At 39.9% G+C, this 23,761-nt stretch carries 20 protein-coding genes and 1 tRNA gene; 20 read left to right on the forward strand and 1 reads right to left on the reverse strand.

Annotated features, from left to right (window positions below; translation table 11 throughout):
• The first annotated feature begins 33 nt into the window (after positions 1–33).
• The 10 genes from mfd to NST46_RS07115 all read left to right on the forward strand — a co-directional run bounded on the left by mfd (position 34) and on the right by NST46_RS07115 (position 9,767).
• Entirely contained in the window at positions 34–3,558 is a 3,525-nt protein-coding gene (gene mfd, locus NST46_RS07070; protein ID WP_251659697.1) for a transcription-repair coupling factor, read from the forward strand.
• A 382-nt stretch (positions 3,559–3,940) separates the two neighbouring features.
• Positions 3,941–4,474: a stage V sporulation protein T gene (spoVT, locus tag NST46_RS07075; protein WP_095314419.1), complete on the forward strand. Its 534-nt coding sequence runs from the start codon at positions 3,941–3,943 to the stop codon at positions 4,472–4,474.
• Positions 4,475–4,516: 42 nt separating this feature from the next.
• Positions 4,517–4,639, forward strand: a complete 123-nt coding sequence (locus NST46_RS07080) for a hypothetical protein (protein WP_341136988.1) — start codon at positions 4,517–4,519, stop codon at positions 4,637–4,639.
• 30 nt (positions 4,640–4,669) lie between these two features.
• Complete coding sequence (locus tag NST46_RS07085; RefSeq protein WP_118889284.1) at positions 4,670–6,262, forward strand: putative polysaccharide biosynthesis protein; 1,593 nt, start codon at positions 4,670–4,672, stop codon at positions 6,260–6,262.
• A complete protein-coding gene (gene mazG, locus NST46_RS07090) occupies positions 6,255–7,703 on the forward strand; it encodes a nucleoside triphosphate pyrophosphohydrolase (protein WP_341136989.1) in 1,449 nt (482 codons plus the stop codon). The genes NST46_RS07085 and mazG overlap by 8 nt, the downstream gene beginning before the upstream one ends.
• 5 nt (positions 7,704–7,708) lie before the next feature.
• On the forward strand, positions 7,709–7,963 hold the full coding sequence (locus tag NST46_RS07095) for an RNA-binding S4 domain-containing protein (protein ID WP_095314414.1): 255 nt from the start codon (positions 7,709–7,711) through the stop codon (positions 7,961–7,963).
• Positions 7,964–8,021: 58 nt separating this feature from the next.
• Positions 8,022–8,324, forward strand: a complete 303-nt coding sequence (gene yabP / locus NST46_RS07100; RefSeq protein WP_095314412.1) for a sporulation protein YabP — start codon at positions 8,022–8,024, stop codon at positions 8,322–8,324.
• The gene (gene yabQ, locus NST46_RS07105) at positions 8,321–8,929 is read left to right on the forward strand and encodes a spore cortex biosynthesis protein YabQ (protein ID WP_251659692.1); all 609 of its coding nucleotides are present in this window, start codon (positions 8,321–8,323) and stop codon (positions 8,927–8,929) included. The genes yabP and yabQ overlap by 4 nt, the downstream gene beginning before the upstream one ends.
• A gap of 4 nt (positions 8,930–8,933) precedes the next feature.
• The gene (locus tag NST46_RS07110) at positions 8,934–9,314 is read left to right on the forward strand and encodes an FtsB family cell division protein (protein WP_251659690.1); all 381 of its coding nucleotides are present in this window, start codon (positions 8,934–8,936) and stop codon (positions 9,312–9,314) included.
• A 69-nt stretch (positions 9,315–9,383) separates the two neighbouring features.
• Entirely contained in the window at positions 9,384–9,767 is a 384-nt protein-coding gene (locus tag NST46_RS07115) for a S1 domain-containing RNA-binding protein (RefSeq protein WP_095314408.1), read from the forward strand.
• 589 nt (positions 9,768–10,356) lie between these two features.
• On the opposite strand, the gene NST46_RS07120 is transcribed toward NST46_RS07115, so the two are convergent.
• Positions 10,357–10,430 (reverse strand) — tRNA-Met (locus NST46_RS07120).
• Positions 10,431–10,814: 384 nt separating this feature from the next.
• Here NST46_RS07120 and spoIIE point away from each other — a divergent pair.
• The 10 genes from spoIIE to cysK all read left to right on the forward strand — a co-directional run bounded on the left by spoIIE (position 10,815) and on the right by cysK (position 23,438).
• Complete coding sequence (gene spoIIE / locus NST46_RS07125) at positions 10,815–13,271, forward strand: stage II sporulation protein E (protein WP_341136990.1); 2,457 nt, start codon at positions 10,815–10,817, stop codon at positions 13,269–13,271.
• Positions 13,272–13,474: 203 nt separating this feature from the next.
• Complete coding sequence (locus NST46_RS07130) at positions 13,475–14,215, forward strand: VWA domain-containing protein (RefSeq protein WP_095314404.1); 741 nt, start codon at positions 13,475–13,477, stop codon at positions 14,213–14,215.
• Positions 14,178–15,113, forward strand: coding sequence for a protein kinase domain-containing protein (locus NST46_RS07135; protein ID WP_095314402.1), 936 nt, complete (start codon positions 14,178–14,180; stop codon positions 15,111–15,113). Before NST46_RS07130 ends, NST46_RS07135 begins: the two co-directional genes overlap by 38 nt.
• 112 nt (positions 15,114–15,225) lie before the next feature.
• Positions 15,226–16,644 (forward strand): tRNA lysidine(34) synthetase TilS, encoded by a 1,419-nt coding sequence (gene tilS, locus NST46_RS07140; protein WP_341136991.1) that lies wholly within the window; start codon positions 15,226–15,228, stop codon positions 16,642–16,644.
• A 252-nt stretch (positions 16,645–16,896) separates the two neighbouring features.
• Complete coding sequence (hpt, locus tag NST46_RS07145) at positions 16,897–17,436, forward strand: hypoxanthine phosphoribosyltransferase (protein WP_118889389.1); 540 nt, start codon at positions 16,897–16,899, stop codon at positions 17,434–17,436.
• Positions 17,437–17,578: 142 nt separating this feature from the next.
• Entirely contained in the window at positions 17,579–19,573 is a 1,995-nt protein-coding gene (gene ftsH, locus NST46_RS07150) for an ATP-dependent zinc metalloprotease FtsH (RefSeq protein WP_095314400.1), read from the forward strand.
• 188 nt (positions 19,574–19,761) lie between these two features.
• Positions 19,762–20,538 carry a type III pantothenate kinase gene (locus NST46_RS07155; RefSeq protein WP_095314398.1) on the forward strand — a complete coding sequence of 259 codons (777 nt, stop codon included), beginning with the start codon at positions 19,762–19,764 and terminating at the stop codon, positions 20,536–20,538.
• Between the two features lie 32 nt (positions 20,539–20,570).
• Positions 20,571–21,437 carry an Hsp33 family molecular chaperone HslO gene (hslO, locus tag NST46_RS07160; RefSeq protein ID WP_341136992.1) on the forward strand — a complete coding sequence of 289 codons (867 nt, stop codon included), beginning with the start codon at positions 20,571–20,573 and terminating at the stop codon, positions 21,435–21,437.
• Positions 21,438–21,456: 19 nt separating this feature from the next.
• Positions 21,457–22,365, forward strand: a complete 909-nt coding sequence (locus NST46_RS07165; RefSeq protein WP_095314396.1) for a peptidylprolyl isomerase — start codon at positions 21,457–21,459, stop codon at positions 22,363–22,365.
• A 143-nt stretch (positions 22,366–22,508) separates the two neighbouring features.
• Positions 22,509–23,438: a cysteine synthase A gene (gene cysK, locus NST46_RS07170; RefSeq protein ID WP_095314394.1), complete on the forward strand. Its 930-nt coding sequence runs from the start codon at positions 22,509–22,511 to the stop codon at positions 23,436–23,438.
• Positions 23,439–23,761: the final 323 nt, after the last annotated feature.

Below are 23,761 nucleotides of genomic sequence, written 5' to 3' on the forward strand. Positions count from 1 at the left end.
GCTTATATATACATGTTTAAGAGGAGTTTGACAATGAAGGGTATTAATTATTATTTACAATCAAAAGAAGATATCCAGTCGATTATTAATGGAATTGACAGTGGAATGCGTGAGCAATTAATTGCGGGTCTCTCGGGATCTGCAAGAAGCATGCTTGTATCCGTAATCGATCAATCGATTAACAGGCCTGTGCTTTTGGTAACACACCAACTAGTACAGGCCCAACAGCTATATGATGACCTATCCGAGTTTATGGGCGAAGATGATGTACACTTATATCCGGTCAATGAATTGATAGCTTCTGAGATATCGATATCCAGTCCGGAATTGAGAAGTCAGCGTATTGAAGCGCTGACAGCATGGTCCCGTAAGAAATCAGGCATTCTTATTACCCCAGTAGCGGCATTAAAACGGATTTTGCCACCTAAAAGTTATTGGAGTAAGTATCAACTCCGATTTGTAACTGGGGAAGATATTGCAATTGATTCGTATTTGTCCTCACTTATCGATATGGGGTATGAACGAACCTCTATGGTTGCTACACCTGGTGAATTCAGTCGGCGCGGTGGAATTATTGATATTTATCCAATTACCGAACAACACCCGATTCGCATTGAATTATTTGATGAGGAAATTGATTCTATTCGTTATTTTGATGCAGAGACACAACGATCGCTTGATCGGGTAGAGAACGTTACAATTGGTCCTGCCACAGAACTATTGCTAACAGATGAAGATGTGCTGGCATCAGCGAATAAACTCGAGGAAGCATATGCGGCAACGCTTAAAAAAATGAAAGCATCAAGTGCAAAAGAAAAGCTCATCGAAGTCATTGAACAGGATATAAGCCGGTTAAAGAATTTAGAGCGCTTTCAGGAAATGTATAAATATATCGGTTTTCTATATGAAAACCCTGCTAGTTTATTAGATTATCTCGATTCTGATGGTCTAATCGTATTAGATGAAATGAGCAGGATTCAAGAAACAGCTACACATCTGGATATGGAAGAAGCCGAATGGTACAGCAGCTTGCTTGAGTCAGGCCAAATGGTGCGAAACAGCAGGTTTTCTCTAGATTGGGATACAGTTTTAGAGATGATGAAGCAGCAACGAATCTATATGTCTGTATTTTTACGTCATATACCAAATACACAGCCACAAAATATTATTAACTTATCGTCGCGGGCAATGCAGGAATTTCATGGCCAAATGCACTTATTTAAAACAGAGCTGCAACGATGGGAAAAGAGTGATTTCTCGGTTGTGATTCTTGCTCCGAATGAAGAGCGAGCAGAAAAAATCCATTCAATTTTAGCAGATTATGATATTGAAGCGGGCATTGCATCTGAATTAAGGTTGCCAGTAGATCAGCCAACGATAGCGATTGGAAATATTACGAGCGGGATTGAACTCCCGATGCATAAGCTATCTATTATCACGGAAAATGAGTTATTTAAAAAACGCGTTAAGCGTACACGCAAGCAGCAAAAAATTTCCAATGCGGAACGAATTAAAAGCTATCAGGAACTTAAGGTCGGTGACTATGTCGTTCATGCTAATCATGGGGTAGGGAAATACCTTGGGATTGAGACACTTGAGGTAAATAATCTGCATAAAGATTATATGCTGCTCAAGTATTCTGGAGATGACAAGCTATTTGTTCCAATTGAACAAATCGATCTTGTACAGAAATTTGTAGGCTCAGAAGGTAAAGAACCGAAAGTGTATAAACTTGGCGGAACCGAATGGACAAAGGTGAAGCGGAAAGTCCAATCATCCGTTGAAGATATTGCAGATGATTTAATCAAGCTGTATGCAGAACGAGAAGCGAAAAAGGGATTTGCCTTTTCCGAGGATACCGAAATGCAGCGGGAATTTGAGGCCTCATTTCCGTATCAAGAAACAGATGACCAGCTTCGTTGTATCGAGGAGATTAAACAGGATATGGAAAGGCAGCAGCCAATGGATCGCCTCCTCTGTGGAGATGTTGGTTACGGAAAAACAGAAGTAGCAATCCGGGCGGCGTTTAAAGCAGTAGCTGATGGGAAGCAAGTAGCGTTACTTGTTCCAACGACAATTTTAGCACAGCAACACTTTGAAACGATTCGCGAGAGGTTTCAGGATTATCCAATCAATATTGGACTTTTAAGCAGATTCCGTACGAGAAAACAACAAACAGAGACGTTAAAAGGAGTACGCCAAGGGACTATCGACGTAGTAATTGGTACACATCGCCTTCTATCCAAGGATGTTGAATATCGTGATTTAGGTTTACTGATTGTCGATGAGGAACAGCGTTTTGGTGTAAAGCATAAAGAGAAAATTAAGCAATTGAAAACGAATGTTGATGTATTAACTTTAACAGCAACCCCAATTCCAAGAACATTGCATATGTCGATGCTCGGTGTTCGAGATTTATCTGTTATTGAAACACCACCGGAAAACCGTTTCCCAATACAAACCTATGTGATGGAGCACAATCCGCTTTTTGTTCGAGAGGCGATTGAACGCGAGATGGCACGTGGTGGGCAAGTGTTTTATCTCTATAACCGTGTTGAAAACATTGACAAGGTTGCTCGTGACATTGGGATGCTTGTCGATGATGCCCGAATTGCAGTTGCACATGGTCAGATGAATGAAACAGAGCTTGAAAATGTTATTTTTGGTTTCTTAGAAGGTGAATATGATGTGCTTGTCAGTACAACGATTATTGAGACGGGTGTAGACATTCCGAATGTTAATACACTAATTGTCAGTAATGCTGACCGAATGGGGCTCAGTCAGTTGTATCAATTAAGAGGACGTGTTGGGCGTTCGAATCGTGTTGCGTATGCATACTTTACGTATCAAAAGGATAAAGTTCTGACAGAAGTTGCCGAAAAGCGCCTGCAGGCAATCAAGGAGTTTACAGAACTTGGTTCGGGATTCAAGATTGCAATGCGTGACCTTTCTATTCGTGGAGCAGGTAACCTGCTTGGTGCACAGCAGCATGGATTCATTGATTCTGTTGGGTTTGATATGTATTCACAAATGCTTAAGGATGCTATTGATGCACGGAAGGCTGGGAAGGAAATAGAGGATATTACACCGTTTGAGCCTGAGTTAGCACTTCAGATTGATGCCTATATTCCAGATGGGTATATTAAAGATGAGAAACAGAAAATTAATATTTATAAGCAATTCCAAGCGATGGATTCTGCTGAAGATGTTTCGGAGCTTAAGGATGAATTAATTGACCGTTTTGGCGATTACCCAGTAGAGGTAAGCAACCTTTTCACAGTGTCTTCTCTAAAAATGTATGCCAAAAGAGAACGTGTCGAGTCCATTACAGAACGGAACAAAAAAATTGTCATCCTTGTCGATGATGCGCGTAGTCAGCAAATTGACGGTTCAAAGGTATTTGAAGTGGCGAATACGTTTGGGCGTAATGTCGGCTTAGGGACAGAAAGCAATAAATTGAAAATTGCCTTTAAGTGGACGAGTGAAACAGAACATAGCAGATACGATTTAGTTGAGGAATTTATCAAAAAACTAAACAGCGTTAATCGGGATAAATAAAAATACGCTTCTTCTAAAATATATTTTCCATGGAATGTATAGTTATTTTTGGATGATTTATACTAAAACCACACCTGGTGATTTTTACACGTTAAATGAGTGTTCAAAAGGAGGATAAAAAGGACCGCGGTCGGCTAAGGTCGCAACGTCCTTTGTGACGCCGACACTAGCACGTCCTGTGCCTCGAAGTTCGAGGCGGCGGAGCTCCACGTACCGGGCTTCCACAGGATGTGGTGACTTTGACGTTCGACACAGGACGTGTCGGTACTAGTCGAAGGTCTACTGCTCTTGGAGTGTCATTTTTACCGGACTTTTTTGAACTTCCTCGTTAAGCAAACAACAAAACATGAGTAATCATCATTAGAAAGTGAGGCTGCTTAGAATGAAAGCAACAGGAATTGTACGTAGAATTGATGATTTAGGCAGAGTGGTTGTGCCAAAGGAAATTAGAAGAACGTTACGAATCCGTGAAGGAGATCCGCTCGAAATTTTCGTTGACCGAGAAGGAGAAGTTATTTTAAAGAAATATTCTCCTATTAATGAATTAGGGCACTTTGCCAAAGAATACGCAGAAGCTTTATTTAACTCGCTTCACTCACCAGTACTGATTAGTGATCGAGATGAAGTCATTGCGATTGCTGGGGAGTCGAAAAAGGATTATTTAAATAAAAGTATTGGCGATCCATTAACACAAACAATTGATAAAAGGTCGCAAGTATTTGAAGTTGATCCCACAAAATTAGAGGTTATAGAAGGGCAAGAGCAGGATCTGCAATCTTACTGTATCAGTCCTATTATTGCAAACGGAGATCCCATTGGGTGTGTAATGATATTTTCCAAAGAGGAAAAGCTTAGTAAAGTAGAGCAGAAAGCTGCCGAAACGGCTGCCGTATTCTTGGCCAAACAAATGGAATAGTACTTAATTTCATACATGCTGTCTCAGAGAGGATTTTATCCTTTGGAGACAGCTTTTTTAAATGTCACAAAGAAAACAGAAACAACAGATAATAGTGCGGATGATTTAAATACGTATCGGGTATTTCTTCTTTCGTTATTTGGTCCCAAACCTATGGTATACTAATAGCAAATTTAAGTTAAAGGGCGCTTACGAATGAATGAGAATGAAACAAATAAGCTGGTGAAAGGTGCATTGCTGCTCATGCTAGCAGGACTCATCAGTAAGGTATTAAGTGCGGGCTATCGAGTGCCGTTACAGAATCTAACAGGAGATATAGGATTTTATATTTACCAGCAAGTCTATCCAATTCTTGGGATCGCCATGATGCTTGCGTTGTATGGCTTTCCATCTGCTGTTTCCAAAATGACCGTGGAGTTAAAAGCAGCTGGCAAAAGCTTATCTCTTCACAGTTTTTATATTCCAGTTTTTTTGCTATTACTAGCATTGAATGGAGCAATATTTCTTTTTCTTTTTTGGAATGCAGATTCAATTGCCGGCTTGGTTGGTGATGTACAATTAACATATACATATCGGTTAGCTGCATTTGCTTTTCTGCTTGTTCCTTTTTCTGCTTTGTTACGAGGGGTTTATCAAGGAACTTACGAAATGAAGCCGAGCGCTTACTCACAAGTGATTGAGCAGCTTGTTCGAGTATGTATCATTATCGCAGCAGCAATATATGTTGCTTTTGGAAATCATTCCTTGTATGTGATTGGTCAAGCAGCTGCAATTGCATCCATTTGCGGGTCTTGTGCTGCTATTGTTATCTTGGGTATTTACGTTGCGAAGCGTCGTCCATGTTCGAGAGAGCGTTATGAAATCCCTTGGAAATATTATGTCCGCACGTTGCTGATTCTTGGGCTTGTTGCTGCATTAAACCATATGGTACTGCTCGTTATTCAGTTTGCGGATGCATTCACATTAATTCCAGGACTTAGGGAGTATGGGCTGTCCAAAATAGAAGCAATGGAAGCCAAAGGGATATTTGACCGCGGCCAACCATTGATTCAGCTTGGTACTGTGCTTGGCTCATCCTTTGCATTAGCATTACTCCCATCGATCTCCAAGCAGAAGTTAAAAGGCGACCCATCCACATTTTATCCGTATATCCGTGGTGCAATGCTATTTAGTTTTTATCTAGCTATTGGTGCGACCATTGGATTGATTGCTATTTTTCCAGAGGCGAATCGATTATTATTCCAAGATGAAAGTGGAACACAGGCATTGCAATTACTTGTACTTGCCATCTTTCTTTGCTCGGTAGCAATTACAGCGGCATCCATTCTTCAAGGCTTAGGACATATAAAACGAACTGCAGGCTTTATTCTCGTTGCCTTTTTTGTGAAATGGATCGGAAATCAGTTATTAGTACCATTATGGGGAATAGCCGGAAGTGCAATGGCTACGGTAGTTAGCTTACTTATTTTCTTTACGCTCGTCATGTATGAGCTAAGGAGAAAGTTGCCCGAGCTCCGATTGTTAAAACGCGTTCGTTTTCGAGCTCTTATTCTAGGAAGTGTTTCGATGCTTGTTTTTATAGCTCTTATGGATTGGTTATTCTCGGCACAAGCTTCTGCTTCTCGCATTGCCTTGCTCATATATATTGTATTTATTGCAGTCATTGGCGGAGTTATTTTTATCATTTGTTTGCTGCGTTTTCGAGCCTTTACGAAGGAAGAATTACGCATGTTACCGAAATCAGAACTATTTATACGTTTTTATAAAGGGAGGAATTATGATGAGTAAAATTGAAATTATCGGTCTCGGTGCCGGTGATGTGAATCAGCTGCCATTTGGTATCTATAAAAAATTAGTACATGCAGAGATGGTTGTCTATTCCCGAACATTGGACCATCCAGTTATTGAATCATTACAAGATGAAGGGGTGCGATTTGAAGCCTTTGACCATATGTATGAGGAAGAAGAGCAGTTCGGTGCGGTATATGAGCGGATAACGAATGCTCTATTGGAGCAAGCAAAAGCAGTAGAAACACTTATTTATACTGTTCCCGGTCATCCAATGCTTGCAGAAAAAACGGTCCAGCTTTTATTAGAGCAGACAGAAATTGAGGTCGAGGTTATGGGAGGGCAAAGCTATTTGGACGATTTATTCACCTCGTTAAAAATTGATCCTATTGAAGGCTTCCAATTTGTAGACGGTACGTCCTTTACTCGAAGTCAACTGGATTACCGACATCATATTATTTTTTGCCAAGTATATGATCGCTTTGTTGCTTCGGAAGTAAAGCTTTCACTTCTTGAGGATCTGCCGCCAGATTATGAAGTGATTATTGTTGAGGCTGCAGGTAGTAAACAGGAAAGCATAACGAAAGTTTCTTTGGAAGAGCTTGATCACACGATGGAGATCAGCAATTTAACGAGTGTTTATATTCCACCAGCTCCCGACAACTTATTACACCACACGTTCGATCACTTACGAGAGGTAATGGCAACATTGCGATCTCCAGATGGTTGTCCGTGGGATAGGAAGCAAACACATGAATCACTAAGAGAATATAGTATTGAAGAAGTATATGAGCTTGTTGATGCGATTGATGCTGGGGACGATAACAATATCATTGAGGAATTAGGAGATATACTAATGCACGTGATTCTCCATAGTCAAATTGGTGAGGATGATGGCTATTTTACGATAGATGATGTAATCCGCTCCGTTACAGATAAGATGATCTATCGCCACCCGCATGTATTTTCAAATACGAAGGTCGATTCTGTCGAGGATGTAAATCGAAACTGGGAAGAATTGAAGAAGGCGGAAAAGGGAGAGGAAAGGGAATCCGTGCTAGATGGTATTCCAAAACACCTTCCATCGCTTGCAAAGGCTTTTAAACTGCAAAAGAAGGCTGCAAAGGTCGGTTTTGAATGGGAAGATGTATCAGGTGTTTGGGAGAAGCTTGATGAGGAACTAAAAGAAGTCCAAGAAGCGATTGAAGAAAACACACTATTGGAAATGGAAGATGAATTTGGCGATGTATTGTTTGTGCTAGCAAATCTAGCGAGGTATTATAAAATTAACCCAGAACTAGCTTTAAACCGAGCGAATAATAAATTCCGTTCCCGCTTTACGTATATTGAAGAACAGCTTACGAAAAAGGGTATAGATATGAAGCAAGCGAGTCTTGAGGAAATGGATGCTTATTGGGATGAAGCAAAAGAAAGAGAGTGATGACCATGCGATTAGATAAGTTTTTGAAAATATCTCGAATCATTAAGCGAAGAACGTTAGCAAAGGAAGTTGCCGATCAAGGACGAATCACGGTAAACGGTAATCAAGCAAAGGCTTCAACAGTCCTTTCCAAAGGGGACGAGCTTATTATTCGATTTGGCCAGAAACTTGTAACTGTAAAAGTGAACGACTTAAGAGAAACGGTGAAAAAGGATGAAGCAGAAACGCTCTACACTATTGTGAAAGAAGAAAATGCCTGAATAAAGTTCTATACTTGTCCCTCCTATCATAAATTAATAGTGATAAGGAGGGCTTTCTATGAACTATTATGATAACAAGGAAACGGTAAATCGCGTACAAACAGAGCATATGGTAAAACTGAATAATCGAAAGAACTTGGAAATATCAGGTGTAAAAGAAGTGGATAGTTTCGATAATGAAGAATTTTTACTGGAGACAACAATGGGCTATCTAATTATACGAGGGCAAAATTTGCAGCTGAAAAACTTAGATGTGACTGAAGGAGTTGTAACGATAAAAGGTAAAATCTATGAGCTTTCCTATGTGGACGAACAGCAGCAGGAGAAAGCTAAAGGATTCTTTAGCAAGCTGTTCCGATGAGCCTGAGTATCCAGTTTCTTACGATGATTACGATGGTTTTAAGTGGCTTTTATTTGGGTATTGTACAAGAAACCTTTCGTCGGCTGACATATTATTGGAAACGAAGGGTTTTTTTAACCTATTTTTTAGAAATCAGCTTCTGGCTAACGCAAACTGCAATTATATTGTATGTATTATTTCGTGTGAATGCTGGGGAAATTAGGGTCTATGTCGTTTTAGCTTGTATTCTTGGGTTTTCCATGTACCAGGTTTTTGCGAAAAAGACGTATAAGCAGTTACTAGAATGGATAATTCGTATTGTAGCTGCAGTGTACCGCTTTTTCAATAATTTAATTCACACACTGATTATTGCCCCGATTTCATGGGTTATACGTACTCTTTTTCGTCTTGTTATTTGGGTGGTCACGGTAATTTTCACTATTATTCTCTTTATTTCGAAAATTGTTATAACCCCGTTTATATGGATTGGAAAGGGTATTTACCAATTAATTCCCGACGGTTTCAAAAAAAATTTACACAAATTAGCAGGATTTTATAGTACAATGAAGAATATATGTTATAAAGGATACAAAAAGTTGGAGAAGCTATTGTTTAAAAGGGGGTAGTGGCTTGTCATCAAGGAAAAAAACAGTAACAAGATTAGACTCGAATTATATGCAGCAGTACGACGCATACATAGAACGACAGAAACGAAAAAAGCAGCGGTTAATTCGTCGTCTTGTGTTATTTTCTATCGTAGCAGCGATTGTTATTGGGGGCTTGTCTTCATACCATATTAAACAGCGTGTAGTTCAAGCAGAGAAATTGGAGCAGTACGAACAGTTACAGGACGAGCTGAAAGCTATGAAAGTAGAGGAAGCCAATTTAACAGAAGAAATTGAACTGTTGAATGATGAGGAATATGTGCTGGACATTGCTCGTACGAATTATTTCTTCTCGAAGAAAGGGGAATTAATCTTTAAAATCCCGAATGAAGACCCCTCTTATTGACACTTTTTCAGTTGATGAATATACTATATGAGAACTACATTTAATCTTTTAAGGAGGAGCATTTTTTTTATGTCAATCGAAGTAGGCAGCAAGCTGCAAGGGAAAGTAACCGGAATAACTAATTTTGGAGCATTTGTAGAGCTAGAAGCAGGAAAAACTGGATTGGTCCATATTAGTGAGGTTGCTGACAACTATGTGAAAGACATTAATGAGCACTTAACTGTTGGCGATGAAGTTAAGGTTAAGGTCATTAATGTTGAGAAAGATGGTAAAATTGGTTTATCTATTAAAAAAGCGAAAGATCGACCAGTACGCCAAAAAAATCCAAGAGAACGCACTGAGAATTTTGAAGCAAAAATGAATCGTTTTCTTAAAGATTCAGAGGATCGTTTAGCCTCTTTGAAGAAGCACACGGAATCCAAACGCGGGGGTCGAGGTGCTAGAAGAGGATAGCAGTTGCTGTCTATAGACAATGCTCTAATATAAATGAAACAGGCGCTGATCATATGATTGAGCCTGTTTTTTGTTTGCCAAAAAGGTTTGGGATGGGATTATACTTCTGTTTAAGAATCTTTTATACAGAGAAATATAAACTTCGAACCAATGTGTATTAAGAGATTGTGCGTATACCGCTCCGGAAACACACTACGCGCACCTTAGGGTGACCCGTGAGCCTTCTTGAACTACGTTCTGCGAAGTCTCACTCTGGCCACGTATCCCGCAGGAGTCTTCGTGTGTTTCCTCCGCTAGTGCTGGTTCACTGGCTATACTAACATGGTTTATCAAAATAAAAATGTTGTTCTAACCAGTCCGGGTGAGCGTAGGACGGTGACTCCTGTGGGAACAGCACGTGTCTGAAGACTCGCAGGAAGTGGTTTTCTTCCGCAGAGGCTGAAGCCGTGCCCACGGAAAGCATCCGACCGGAGCGATCCCGGACGGCGATTGTTCCACAGATTAAGCAAATAATCACTAGTTCGGATTTTCTTTCAAATACGAAAAAAACCAATCGGCATGAAATATACCGATTGGTTTTTATTTTTGATAGCGGCGGAGGGGATCGAACCCACGACCTCACGGGTATGAACCGTACGCTCTCGCCAGCTGAGCTACGCCGCCAAAATAAGCCAACAAAAAATATATTACAGCAGGATTTCATTTGTGTCAATAGGATTTGTAAAATACTTTAACGAAAAGTCACTTTTCGTATCTATATTCAAAGAAATTCTGGATTTGTTCCTCATTTTCCTTCACAACCTCAGCCAATTCGGCAAAATAATCGCTTTCTATTTCATTTCTCAGCAAGTTATTCTTCTACTTGTTGCGCTATCAACAGAAGGAAAGTTAACTCCCACACGTAAAAAATGAAGATTTGCTCGTCTGCTTGTTGATGCCAAGATTACTAAAAAGCAGTCGAACGATTTTTGGAATAAGCTCTGCCTTTTTGACAAAAAAAGAACGCATAATATGGTTTACTATTCTGAAAGATAGGAGTGGTAATCGATGATGGAATCAATCCCAAGGGTGGAATCACGAGGATTTGGAGTAGAGAAAAAGGGACAAAAGGGTAAATGGCGGAAAGGAATCTATTTCAAACTGAAAAGCATTCTTCTTGAACAAGGCTGGCTTTTCTATTTCGGAGGTTTTTTACTTGGACGGGCTGTTATTTTATCTGCAGTATCACCATTTGCAATCGCATTTGTTGCTTCCATGTGGTTTGTCTACAGGGAAAAGAGTTTTAAATCGATGCTTGCTGTCCTTGCGGGTGCACTTACTTACTCAATGACACATGCGATTTTTATTGGAGTTGCTATGCTTGTATTTATTTTCCTTGCCGCACTAGGGAAGCAGATGAAAAATCAACAAGTTGTCTTACCACTGGCGGTATTTGCTTCAACAACACTTTCGAGGATGTTTTTGTACTCCTTACGTGACACAATTACTTCCTACGAATGGTTGTTACTTGTAGTCGAAGGTGTCTTAGGAGCCGTTCTTGTATTGATATTTATGCAAAGCATTCCGCTTTTATCACCAAAAAGATATAAACCTGTACTTAAAAATGAAGAAATCGTCTGTATGATTATTTTAATTGCCTCTGTACTAACAGGGATGATCGGCTGGCAAATATATGGAGCGTCTGCAGAACAGATTTTTTCCAGATACTTCGTGTTAATATTTGCATACATTGGTGGCGCTGCCATTGGTTCAACGGTTGGTGTAGTTGCTGGGTTAATTTTATCGCTCGCGAATGTGGCAAACCTTTATCAAATGAGTCTGCTTGCCTTTTCAGGGTTGCTTGGCGGTTTACTGAAGGAAGGCAAAAAGATTGGGACAAGCATCGGCTTACTCGTTGGTACTGGCTTGATTAGTATCTACGGTGATGCTGTGACATTGATCCCCTCTCTTCTTGAGTCATCTATTGCGATTTTGTTGTTTTTCTTAACACCAGCATCCTGGTTCAGTAGAATATCCAGGTATATACCTGGAACAGAAGAATACACCCATGAACAAGAGCAGTATTTACAGAAGGTACGAAATGTGACAGCAAGAAGGGTAGGGCAGTTTTCCGAGGTGTTTCATGCGCTAGCCAAAAGCTTCTCGGTGTCGCAAGCAGCAACGACTGATGAACAGGAGGCAAAACGTGAGACGGATTATTTTCTGAGTCAGGTGACAGAGAAAACATGCCAAAGCTGTTTTATGAAGGATAGGTGCTGGCAGAAGGAATTTGATCAAACGTATACGTACATGGAGGAGATGAAAGAAGACATCACGAGTGGCCAAGAACCAAATCGGAAAGTGATGCGAGAATTTGAAAACCATTGTGTGAAATCAAGGAAAGTAGTAGAAGCCATGAAGGAGGAAATGACCTTTTATGAAGCAAATCGCAGGCTGCGGCAACAAGTGTTGGAGAGTAAACGGCTCGTTGCTGATCAGCTGCAAGGTGTTTCTGAAGTAATGGACGACTTCGCAAAAGAAATATTAAAGGAGCGTCAGCATCATGACTTACAAGAAACACAAATTATCCATGCGTTAAAACATATAGGAATTGAGCTTGAAAAGGTGGATATTTATCAATTGGAAAAGGGTAATGTAGATATAGAAATTACCGCATCCTTCTACGAATATAGAGGGGAAGGTGCTAAATTAATTGCACCTGTATTATCAGATATTTTAAATGAAATGATTATTGTAAAAGAAGAAGAGATTTCCCCCTTCCCGAATGGATATAGCCATTTGGCATTCGGTTCAGCAAAAGAATATACAATCCAAACAGGGGCAGCAAATGCAGCAAAGGGAGGAGGGCTGGTTTCAGGAGACAGCTTTACAACGATTGAGCTTGGAGCAGGGAAGTTTGCGATGGCAATTAGTGATGGTATGGGTAATGGAAATCGGGCAAGAGAGGAAAGTATGGAAACTTTACGCTTATTACAACAAATCCTGCAGACAGGAATTCCAGAGAAGGTTGCAATAAAATCGATTAATTCGATTCTCTCCTTACGTACAACAGATGAAATGTTTGCAACGCTGGATTTAGCTATGATGGATTTACATGATGCTTCAGTTCGTTTTTTGAAAATTGGCTCGACGCCAAGCTTTATTAAACGCGGCGAAAAAATGATAAAAATAGAGGCAAGCAATTTGCCAATGGGAATTATCCAAGAGTTTGATGTCGATATTGTAAGTGAACAGATGAATGCAGAGGACTTACTTATTATGATGAGTGACGGTATTTTTGAAGGTCCAAGGCATGTAGAAAATATTGATTTGTGGCTTAAACGAAAAATTAGAGAAATGGCAACGGATGATCCGCAGGAAGTTGCAGATCTTCTTCTAGAGGAGGTTATTCGGACAAGGTCGGGGGAAATTAAAGATGATATGACTGTCCTAGTTGCTAAAATTGCAAAGAATCAACCGGAGTGGGCAGCAGTCCCGGTCTATCGAAAAAAAGCTCTGTCATAATCTGATGAAATATCCTTTTTAGAGGATGTTCAAAAAGTCGGGTACTTAAAACTGCGCGGCATCGAACTTCTCGGACCTTTTTATCCTCCTTTAGAACAGTTGTTTTTGGCTTGTAGAATGATTGGGATCTACTCTACCTTTCTATGTATATTCTCTTTCCATTGTGGTGATGATGGTAGTGAAATAAATAGGAGGTTAGGGCTTTGAAAAATGGATCGTTAAAACAAATTTTACTACTGACAGATGGGTGTTCAAACAAGGGAGAAGATCCTTCTGCAACTGCTGCGCTTGCTTACCAGCAAGGGATAACGGTAAATGTTATTGGGATATTGGAAGATGATCAGACGGAAAGCCCGGACGGATTACAAGAAGTAGAGGATATAGCTCTGTCAGGTGGTGGGGTCAGTCAGATTGTTTACAGTGAATCTTTATCCCAGACTGTTCAAATGGTTACGAAACAGGCAATGAACCAAACATTACAAGGATTTGTGAATAAGGAGTTAAGACAAATTCTCGGTTCCGACCAAGGAATAGAAGATTTGGAACCTGAGAAGCGCGGAGAAATTATGGAGGTTGTAGAAGACTTAGGAGAGACGAGTGATTTAGAGGTACTTGTACTCGTTGATACGAGCGCAAGTATGCATAATAAGCTTCCAACAGTGAAGGAAGCGCTTGTTGATCTATCAATTAGCTTAAACTCACGGATTGGTAGAAACAAGTTTTGTATTTATAGCTTTCCGGGAAAGCGTAAGGATATTCAACTGGTGTTTGACTGGTCACCGAAGCTTGATACAATTTCAACCGTATTTCCCAAACTAACTAGTGGGGGAATTACGCCAACTGGTCCTGCAATTCGTGAAGCAATGTATCAATTCGGTAAAAAAAGTTTATTAAGGAGCTTCAGACATGAAGATGAATCAGGTATGGAAGAAACAGGGTATTGATCTAAGACCAGGTTCCCAGATTAAAGGAAAGTGGCACCATAAAACCTATACCATTCAGAGAAAACTTGGAGCGGGAGCAATTGGAACGGTTTACTTATGCAACCATGGCGACCGACCCGCTGCACTGAAAATCAGTGACAAGGGTACATCGATGACGGTGGAAGTAAATGTGTTAAAGTCGCTGGAGAAGGTCCAAGGAAGTCGCCTTGGGCCTTCTTTGCTTGATGTAGATGATTGGGTTTCGCCAACAGGGAATACGTATTCCTTTTACGTGATGGAATATTTACAAGGGGAGACGATGGTTGGTTTTATTCGAAAGCATGGGAAAGATTGGATTGGCGTTTTTATGCTGCAGCTTTTGGAAGATTTGGAGAAACTGCATCAAACAGGGTGGATCTTTGGTGATTTAAAGACGGAAAATCTCTTAGTCGTGTCATCACCACCGACAGTGAGGTGGGTGGATGTTGGTGGAACAACGAAACAAGGCAGGGCAATTAAAGAGTATACAGAGTTTTATGACCGTGGTTACTGGGGACTGGGGTCAAGAAAAGCGGAACCAAGCTACGACCTTTTTGCTTTTGTTATGGTTTTTTTAACAATTTACTATCCAAACCGATTTGAGAAAGAACATGAAGCAACTGAAAAATTGTTATTTAAAAAGATTGACCATGTTAACGATTTAATCCCATACAGAAGCGTGTTAAAAAAAGCTTTAAAAAGTGGGTATGCATCCAGCGCGGAAATGAAGCGGGATTTAATTCATGTTTTAAATGCTGCCAAAAAGCGCGAGTTTTATCATAAGCAAAAACCGAAAACATCATGGAAGCGACTATTTATGGAGTCAGGTGGAATAGGTGTTCTTGCATTAATGTATTATCTTTTCTCTCTACTTTTTTGATAACTAAACGTATAATAGGGTATAGATAATGAGGCGGATGTTTATCGTCAGCTCTCTTCGAACATTTAAGCTGCATGAGTGAACGAAAATAGTCGCTTAAGGATGGCAATTTATGAGACAGGAAATTCTTACATTTATAAAAAAGCATCATTTACTGAAAGAAGGTACAACCGTAATTGCTGGAGTGTCTGGAGGCCCGGACTCGATGGCGTTACTTCATTTTTTAAACACGATCAAGCAAGAGTGGGAGTTAACCGTAATTGCGGCTTCTGTGGATCACCAGCTAAGGGGAGAGGAGTCGTTAAGCGACTTACAATATGTGAAACGTATTTGTGAGGCATGGGGAATAGAGTTTGTAGGTGCCTCATTGGATGTACCAGCATATCAAGTAAAGCATAAGTTGGGTACAGAGGTGGCTGCCAGAGAGGTTCGGTATCGGTTTTTTGCCGAACAAATGGAACGTTATCATGCAGATTATTTAGCACTTGGTCATCACGGCGATGACCAGATAGAAACGATGCTTATGAAGCTTGCACGCACTGCATCTTCTAGTGCACTAACAGGTATTCCGGTTCAACGTGCGTTTTCTACAGGAATGATTATTCGCCCTTTTCTCTGCGTAAACAAGTCTATGCTGGAGACTTATTGCAAAAAAAATCAAATTGAGGTGCGATTGGACCCAACAAATGAAGAAACCGACTACACTAGGAATTATTATCGAAACAAAATTGTTCCATTAATTAAAGAACGAAATGATAATATACATCGTACTGCTCAACATTTAAGTGAAACACTAGCTGAGGATGAAAAATACCTACGTGAGGCTGCCAGGGAAATGGTTAATGAGCTCATTGCTTTTCATGCTGAAAACAAGACAGCCTCCTTCGATGGGAATTTGTTTAAAAACCGCGCCCATGCTTTACAAAGGCGTGCATTTCATCTAATATTAAACTATCTATACAATGACTTACCAAAGGACCTATCCTATACACATGAGGAACAGTTTTTTGCCTTGTTGCAACGTGATGAAGGGAATACCCAAATTGACTTTCCAAATGGTCTAAAATTGGAAAACACCTATGGAAAAATTATATTTTATTTCTCCAATCACAGTAAGGCCCCAAACAGCCAACCTTATTCTTTTCTTTTGGATATTCCAGGTAAACTTGAGTTACCAGGTGGTTCTACTATTACAGCAAACTTCGTTGAAAAACACATCGCACAAGACCAATTTTCCCATACCTTTTTTACGGATCAGGTTGTGTTACCTTTACATATCAGAACTAGATTGCCGGGCGATAGAATGAGTTGGGATGGACTTAATGGAAGTAAGAAACTGAAGGATATATTTATTGACGCTAAAATACCTATTGGTGAAAGAGACGGCTGGCCGATCGTAACCGATGCGAATGGCACGATTTTATGGCTTATCGGTTTAAAGAAAAGTCAGCTAAATTCACAGCAGGAAAATGGCTCAATAATTCAATTAAACTTTGAAAAAGGGGATTATTCACGCAATAATGCGCTGTAATACCCCGCCTCTAAGAAGCAAAATCATGCTAGAGAGGGAGGGATTGTGATAAAGCAGCTCGCAAATCAATCCCTGATTGTATTTTGCCTACGGGAAGTAGGTTACAAAGCCATTGAGATAAATGTTTTCGGTGGGACGAGTAACGACGTCCAAACTAAGCATTTATTCTTATGATCAGTGGGACAAAAAAGGAAGCCCCACTGAAATGAAGTTTCATTTTATAGGAGGATTTTTTATATGCTTCAAGATAACATGCATGGTGAGATTGACCATATTTTAATTACAGAAGAACAAATCAAACTGAAGTGCCAAGAAATTGGAAAACAGCTATCAGAAGAATATGATGGTAAATTTCCACTTGCAATCGGCGTGTTAAAAGGTGCAATGCCTTTTCTATCAGATGTGATTCGCCATACAGACATCCATTTGGAAATGGATTTTATGGATGTATCAAGCTATGGTGATGGTACGCGTTCTACTGGAGAAGTAAAAATTGTGAAAGATTTAAACACAAAGGTCGAAGGGCGAGATCTAATTATTGTTGAAGACATCATTGATAGTGGTCTAACGCTCAGCTACCTAGTGGATTTATTTAAATATCGGAAAGCGAGATCAATTAAAATTGTAACGCTATTGGATAAGCCATCTGGCAGATCAGCAGCAATCCAAGCTGACATTATAGGATTCGAAGTTCCAGATGAATTTGTTGTCGGTTATGGATTGGATTATGCGGAAAGGTATCGTAATTTACCTTATATCGGTGTTCTGAAACCAGAAATTTACAGCGAATAATAAATGTATTTTATTTTATTAGTGGTACGCTATATTAAAAAGAAAAAATAAATCCCAGTTTTAAAGTTATTTCAGTTGTATTTAAACTTTTTCATATGATACGATGAACTATAGTTTTTCCCCGTTTGGGAGGAGGTTGGCAATGAGTCAGATATTTCGTAATGTCCTGTTTTGGATGCTGATTTTCTTCGTCATTATTGGCGTAATTGGCGTATTTAACGGACAAGGTGAAGATAGTGAAGAATATAATGTACAGCAATTTGTAGATGCTTTAAATAATGGTGAGATTGAAGAGTTAACATTCCAGCCATCACATGGAATTATTCGTTTTACTGGAACATTGACAGATGGCGAGACTACATTTATCGCCCAGGTTCCTGATAACACGGAGATTATTTCTTCGATAACGGATGCTGCAACACAACAGAGTATATTAAAAGTTGCCGAAGAGGAGCAGCCAAGTCCATGGCTAACCTTCTTGACTGGAATCGTTCCGTTCCTATTAATTGGACTCTTCTTCTTATTTATCCTTAGTCAAGCGCAAGGCGGAGGCGGCGGTGGCCGTGTCATGAACTTTGGTAAGAGTAAAGCGAAGATGTACACAGAAGATAAGAAAAAAGTTCGTTTTAAAGATGTTGCAGGTGCTGATGAAGAGAAACAGGAATTGGTCGAGGTTGTTGAATTCCTAAAGGATCCACGTAAATTCTCAGCAGTTGGTGCACGTATTCCGAAAGGGGTTCTGCTTGTAGGACCTCCAGGTACTGGTAAGACATTACTTGCTCGTGCTGTTGCTGGTGAAGCTGGTACACCATTCTTCTCCATCAGTGGTTCGGATTTCGTTGAGATGTTCGTCGGTGTAGGTGCTTCCCGAGTACGTGATTTATTTGAAAATGCAAAGAAAAATGCACCATGTATTATCTTTATTGATGAGATTGATGCAGTAGGTCGTCAACGTGGAGCTGGTCTTGGTGGTGGTCACGATGAGCGTGAGCAAACATTGAACCAATTGCTAGTTGAGATGGATGGTTTTGGTGCAAACGAAGGAATTATTATCATTGCTGCAACAAACCGTGCAGATATTCTAGACCCAGCATTATTACGTCCAGGCCGTTTCGATAGACAAATTATGGTAGATCGTCCAGATGTTAAAGGGCGTGAGGCAGTATTGCATGTCCATGCAAGAAATAAACCGTTAGACGATACGGTTGATTTGAAGACAATCGCAATGCGAACTCCAGGGTTCTCTGGAGCTGATTTGGAAAACTTGCTAAATGAAGCAGCACTTATTGCTGCAAGAGATGACCGTAAATCAGTCAACCAATTAGATATTGATGAAGCAATTGACCGTGTTATTGCAGGACCTGCAAAGAAAAGCAGAGTTATTTCCAAGAAGGAAAGAGACATTGTTGCATACCATGAAAGTGGACACACAATTATTGGTATGGTGTTAGATGATGCAGATGTGGTGCATAAAGTAACCATTGTACCTCGTGGTCAAGCTGGTGGCTACGCCGTTATGCTACCAAGAGAAGACCGTTATTTTATGACAAAACCAGAGTTGTTTGATAAAATAACTGGATTATTAGGTGGACGTGTTGCCGAGGAGATTATCTTCGGTGAAGTAAGTACAGGTGCATCAAATGACTTCCAGCGTGCAACAAATATTGCTCATAAGATGATAACGGAATATGGTATGAGTGATAAAATCGGACCAATTCAATTTAGTAGTGGTGGAGGCGGTAATGTATTCCTTGGCCGCGATATCCAAAATGAACAAACGTATAGTGATGCGATTGCTCATGATATTGATAAAGAAATGCAAAACTTCATCAACTATTGTTATGATCGTGCGAAGAAGATCCTTACCGAAAACCGCGATAAGCTGGAGCTTGTAGCTCAAACATTGCTTGAAGTAGAAACACTGGACGCGAAACAAATCAAATCCTTGTTTGAAGATGGCAAGCTACCTGAACCAGATGCAGAGGATGTTAAAGTAAACATTCAGTCAAAAGATGATGAAGAGAACTTATCTTATGAAGAAGCAAAGGAAAAAGCAGAGACAGAAGATAAGAGTTATATTAACGATCCGATCATGGGCGATAGGAATTCGGATGAAGATCAAACAGATAAAAAATAATTAATTTAACTATAAAAGCAGCCAACTTAACGAATGGCTGCTTTTATTGTGCAAGGAAAAAACAAATAGCTACCCTACAACCATGGCATAAGTTCGTACCTTGCACTCCCGGGTGCTTGCGCTTTTGTTCTGGTTTCTGAAGTATGTTATATTTAAAAAATAGAAATGATAGGAAGGTTTGGTGACACATGCTATTTGTTCTTGACGTTGGAAATACAAATACAGTCCTTGGTGTATTTGAGAAAGATCAGTTGAAACATGAATGGCGGATAAAAACTGATCGCTATAAGACAGCAGATGAATTTGGAATGTTAATAAAATCGTTATTTGACTATAAAGGCATAGCTTTTTCAGATATCAATGGTGTCATCATATCTTCTGTAGTACCGCAAATTATGTTTGCATTAGAGGAAATGAGCAGAGAGTATTTCCATATGGATCCAGTTGTTATTGGGAAGGAAGAAACCCAAACATATTTAAAGATGAATTATCCTAATCCAAAAGAACTCGGTGCAGATCGTATTGTCAATGCAGTAGGAGCTATTGAAGAATATGGCGCACCATTAATTATCATTGATTTTGGGACTGCGACAACCTACTGCTATATTAATGAGCAGGAGGAATATAGCGGTGGGATTATTACTCCAGGAATTAAAATTTCGATGGAAGCATTGTATGATAAAGCCTCCAAGCTACCTAAAATCGAAATTCAAGCTCCAGATCAAGTTGTCGGAACATCTACCGTAGAAGCGATGACAGCCGGCGTTTTCTATGGTTATGTTGGAGAGGTAGACGGTCTTGTTAACCGAATAAAGCAAGAGAAAAATGTAGAACCAAAGGTTATTGCTACTGGCGGATTAGCTAAGCTAATTGCTAACGGTGCGACTACAATCGACAAAGTTGATTCACAGTTAACATTAAAAGGTTTGTATCTGATCTATCAAAGATTAAATCTTAAAGGGTAAGTAACCTCTAATGAAAAGGAGAATAAAATTTCATGAAAGACTATCTAGTAAAAGCAATTGCATTTGATGCTAAAGTTCGCGCATTTGCAATTCGATCGACAGAAACAGTTGAAGAAGTAAGAAGAAGGCAGGACAGTTGGGCAACTGCTTCCGCAGCGCTTGGTCGCACAATTACAATTACTGCGATGATGGGTGCGATGTTAAAAGGAGAAGACTCAAACACGATAAAAGTACAGGGAAATGGACCAATCGGTGCAATTATAGCTGATGCAAATGCGAAAGGGCACGTCCGTGGATATGTAAGTAACCCACATGTTGACTTTGAGTTAAATGATAAAGGGAAGCTAGATGTTGCTCGAGCAGTTGGAACAGAAGGCAGTTTGAGTGTTATTAAGGATTTAGGCTTAAAGGATTATTTTACAGGCGAAGTCCCAATTGTCTCTGGTGAGATCAGTGAAGATTTCACATATTACTTTGCTACATCTGAACAAGTGCCTTCTGCTGTTGGTGCTGGAGTGCTGGTTAACCCAGATCATACGATTCTTTCTGCTGGTGGTTTTATTGTACAAGTGATGCCAGGAGCAGATGAGACTGTTATTACAAGGTTAGAAGAACAAATCGGGTCCCTTCCACCAATATCTAAACTGATAGAGGAAGGTAATACACCAGAACAAATCTTACAACGTTTATTTGACAACGAAGTAAAAATCCTTGAGACCATGCCAATTGAATTTCGTTGTAAATGTTCGAAGGAACGATTAGCGAATGCGATTATTGGATTGGGAAGTGAAGAAATACAAAACATGATTGATGAAGATCATGGAGCTGAAGCAAGCTGTCACTTCTGTAATGAAACCTATTATTTTACAGAGGCGGAATTAGAAGAATTGAAACAGTAAGAAGGGAAATAAAATTGACATGTCTAAAAAGCTGTTATTAGGTGTTGTTGTTGTACTACTAATTACAAATGTTGCTTCCTTGTTAATTTTAAACAACAATGAAGACTCGGTTGTTATGAACGATAATGATGAGCGAACAATATCAAGCAAAGAGGCCGTTGCATCTATTGGCGATGAAGAAATTAGCTACCAGCAATGGATAGAAGCGTTACGATCGGCTTATGGTGAAAAGCAATTAAAGCAAATGGTTGATCGAGCTGTTGTGAACCAATTGGCAGAGTCAGAAGGAATTAAAATAGATGAGAAACTGATTAATCGAGATGTTGCCTTTTTAATAACAATGCAAGGTGTTATGACAGAAGAGCAGGCTGCGAAAGAAGAAGAGCGTTTGCGCGATGAGGTCAATTACCGTTATCAGCTACAACAACTCCTTGCTGCAGATGCATCTACTATACCAGAAGAAGAACTTAAGAGCTTTTATGATAGCTATGGAAGTCAATACAACTTTACCGCATCACTACAGCTATCTCATATTCTCGTAGAAAATATGGAAACGGCAGAAAAGGTTTACGATGAACTAGAGCAAGGAGCATCATTTGAATTACTTGCCGAGGAGTATTCTCAAGATGATGAAACGAAAGATGATGGTGGCTATTTAGGCTATATCTATACTTCTAGTCAATTTCTCCCAGGCAGTTATGATGATGTAACTTCGGAAATGGACGAGCACTCCTATAGTGAGCCGTTTATAGCAGATAATGGTGTGGCTATCCTCTACTTACACCGAAAGCTTCCGGCTATCGAATTCACGTATGATGAAATTAAGCCTTATATGGAAAGTGAATTAGCATTACAGGAAATGGATCAATCATTGATTGCAGATCCTTTATGGGAGCAACTGGATATAGATTGGATTTATAGCGAGTAGCGCAGGAATGATTATTCTAGGCAGATAGGAAAAAGTTCCTTATCTGCCTTCGTTTTTAAAGAGATATTAGTTGACTTTTCTTTGAAATAGACATACATTTATATTAATTCATATAAAATCACTTGGGATTAGGAGGGGTTGTCATGAAAGTAGCTGAGAACATTACGGGTTTAATTGGTGGAACACCGATTGTAAAATTGAATAATTTAACGGATGCTGAAAGTGCAGATGTATATGTTAAGCTGGAATTTATGAATCCTGGGAGCTCTGTAAAGGATCGTATCGCAATTGCTATGGTGGAAGCGGCCGAAAAAGAAGGTTTGCTTCAAGCTGGTGCTACTATTATTGAGCCAACAAGTGGTAATACGGGTATTGGGCTTGCGATGGTTGCAGCTGCAAAAGGCTATCGAGCAGTATTAGTGATGCCAGATACAATGAGTCAAGAACGACGAAACTTATTACGTGCTTATGGTGCAGAACTGGTATTGACTCCAGGAGCTGATGGGATGAAAGGCGCTATCGCAAAGGCAGAGGAGTTAAAAAATGAGCATGGCTATTTTATGCCACAGCAATTTAGTAATCCTGCTAACCCAGACATTCACGAGCTAACGACAGGTAAAGAAATTGTAGAACAAATGAAGGATGGTCTTGATGGCTTCGTATCCGGAATTGGTACTGGTGGAACAATAACAGGAGCAGGGAGAGTATTAAGGAAACATTTTGATGATATCAAATTGTACGCAGTTGAACCAGCTGCTTCACCTGTTTTGTCAGGAGGGTCACCGGCACCTCACAAAATTCAAGGAATTGGTGCAGGCTTTGTACCTGAAGTTTTAGATACAGATATTTATGAAAAAGTACTAACAATCGAGAATGAAGAAGCATATGAAGCTGCTCGCAAAGTAGCGACAACAAATGGTATCCTAGGTGGCGTCTCATCTGGTGCTGCAGTTGCAGCTGCACTAAAAGTCGCGAAAGAATTAGGAAAAGGGAAAAAGGTTCTTGCTATATTGCCGGATAATGGAGAAAGATATTTGTCCACACCTTTATATCGATTCGAAGAGAATGAATAAGAAAATATAAAATAAAAGGATTGGCATCATTGTGCCAGTCCTTTTTTTGAGCGTAAAAGAGGAAGCCTGTGGTTGGCGACGTGCAGTCTGAATCCCGAACTTTGGGGTGGTTCGACGAGTCGGCATCCTTTTACCTGGAGACGATGCCCGATTTCACGGCAACGGTATACGTGTAACTATGCCTCATGTCTTAGCCGGTCGGCAAGTCTCGCTAGACGTTGGGGCTGAAGCTGAACGAGGCAGTTTTGGTACGCTAGTTATTGGAAGCACCAAAAAATTTAAAGGTTTCCTCAGCATTGAAAAATTGATACGATAGAAAATAT

Source organism: Oceanobacillus sp. FSL W7-1309 (assembly GCF_038002145.1).
Classification (GTDB): domain Bacteria; phylum Bacillota; class Bacilli; order Bacillales; family Amphibacillaceae; genus Oceanobacillus; species Oceanobacillus profundus.

Bases quoted from the DNA above. Each gene is read 5' to 3' on its own strand.
- NST46_RS07095 (WP_095314414.1), top strand. From the start codon at position 7,709: ATGCGATTAGATAAGTTTTTGAAAATATCTCGAATCATTAAGCGAAGA.
- mazG (WP_341136989.1), top strand. From the start codon at position 6,255: ATGAGTAAAATTGAAATTATCGGTCTCGGTGCCGGTGATGTGAATCAG.
- cysK (WP_095314394.1), top strand. From the start codon at position 22,509: ATGAAAGTAGCTGAGAACATTACGGGTTTAATTGGTGGAACACCGATT.
- ftsH (WP_095314400.1), top strand. From the start codon at position 17,579: ATGAGTCAGATATTTCGTAATGTCCTGTTTTGGATGCTGATTTTCTTC.
- hpt (WP_118889389.1), top strand. From the start codon at position 16,897: ATGCATGGTGAGATTGACCATATTTTAATTACAGAAGAACAAATCAAA.
- yabQ (WP_251659692.1), top strand. From the start codon at position 8,321: ATGAGCCTGAGTATCCAGTTTCTTACGATGATTACGATGGTTTTAAGT.
- NST46_RS07165 (WP_095314396.1), top strand. From the start codon at position 21,457: ATGTCTAAAAAGCTGTTATTAGGTGTTGTTGTTGTACTACTAATTACA.
- tilS (WP_341136991.1), top strand. From the start codon at position 15,226: ATGAGACAGGAAATTCTTACATTTATAAAAAAGCATCATTTACTGAAA.
- spoVT (WP_095314419.1), top strand. From the start codon at position 3,941: ATGAAAGCAACAGGAATTGTACGTAGAATTGATGATTTAGGCAGAGTG.
- yabP (WP_095314412.1), top strand. From the start codon at position 8,022: ATGAACTATTATGATAACAAGGAAACGGTAAATCGCGTACAAACAGAG.
- NST46_RS07135 (WP_095314402.1), top strand. From the start codon at position 14,178: ATGAAGATGAATCAGGTATGGAAGAAACAGGGTATTGATCTAAGACCA.
- hslO (WP_341136992.1), top strand. From the start codon at position 20,571: ATGAAAGACTATCTAGTAAAAGCAATTGCATTTGATGCTAAAGTTCGC.
- mfd (WP_251659697.1), top strand. From the start codon at position 34: ATGAAGGGTATTAATTATTATTTACAATCAAAAGAAGATATCCAGTCG.
- NST46_RS07155 (WP_095314398.1), top strand. From the start codon at position 19,762: ATGCTATTTGTTCTTGACGTTGGAAATACAAATACAGTCCTTGGTGTA.
- NST46_RS07115 (WP_095314408.1), top strand. From the start codon at position 9,384: ATGTCAATCGAAGTAGGCAGCAAGCTGCAAGGGAAAGTAACCGGAATA.
- spoIIE (WP_341136990.1), top strand. From the start codon at position 10,815: ATGATGGAATCAATCCCAAGGGTGGAATCACGAGGATTTGGAGTAGAG.
- NST46_RS07085 (WP_118889284.1), top strand. From the start codon at position 4,670: ATGAATGAGAATGAAACAAATAAGCTGGTGAAAGGTGCATTGCTGCTC.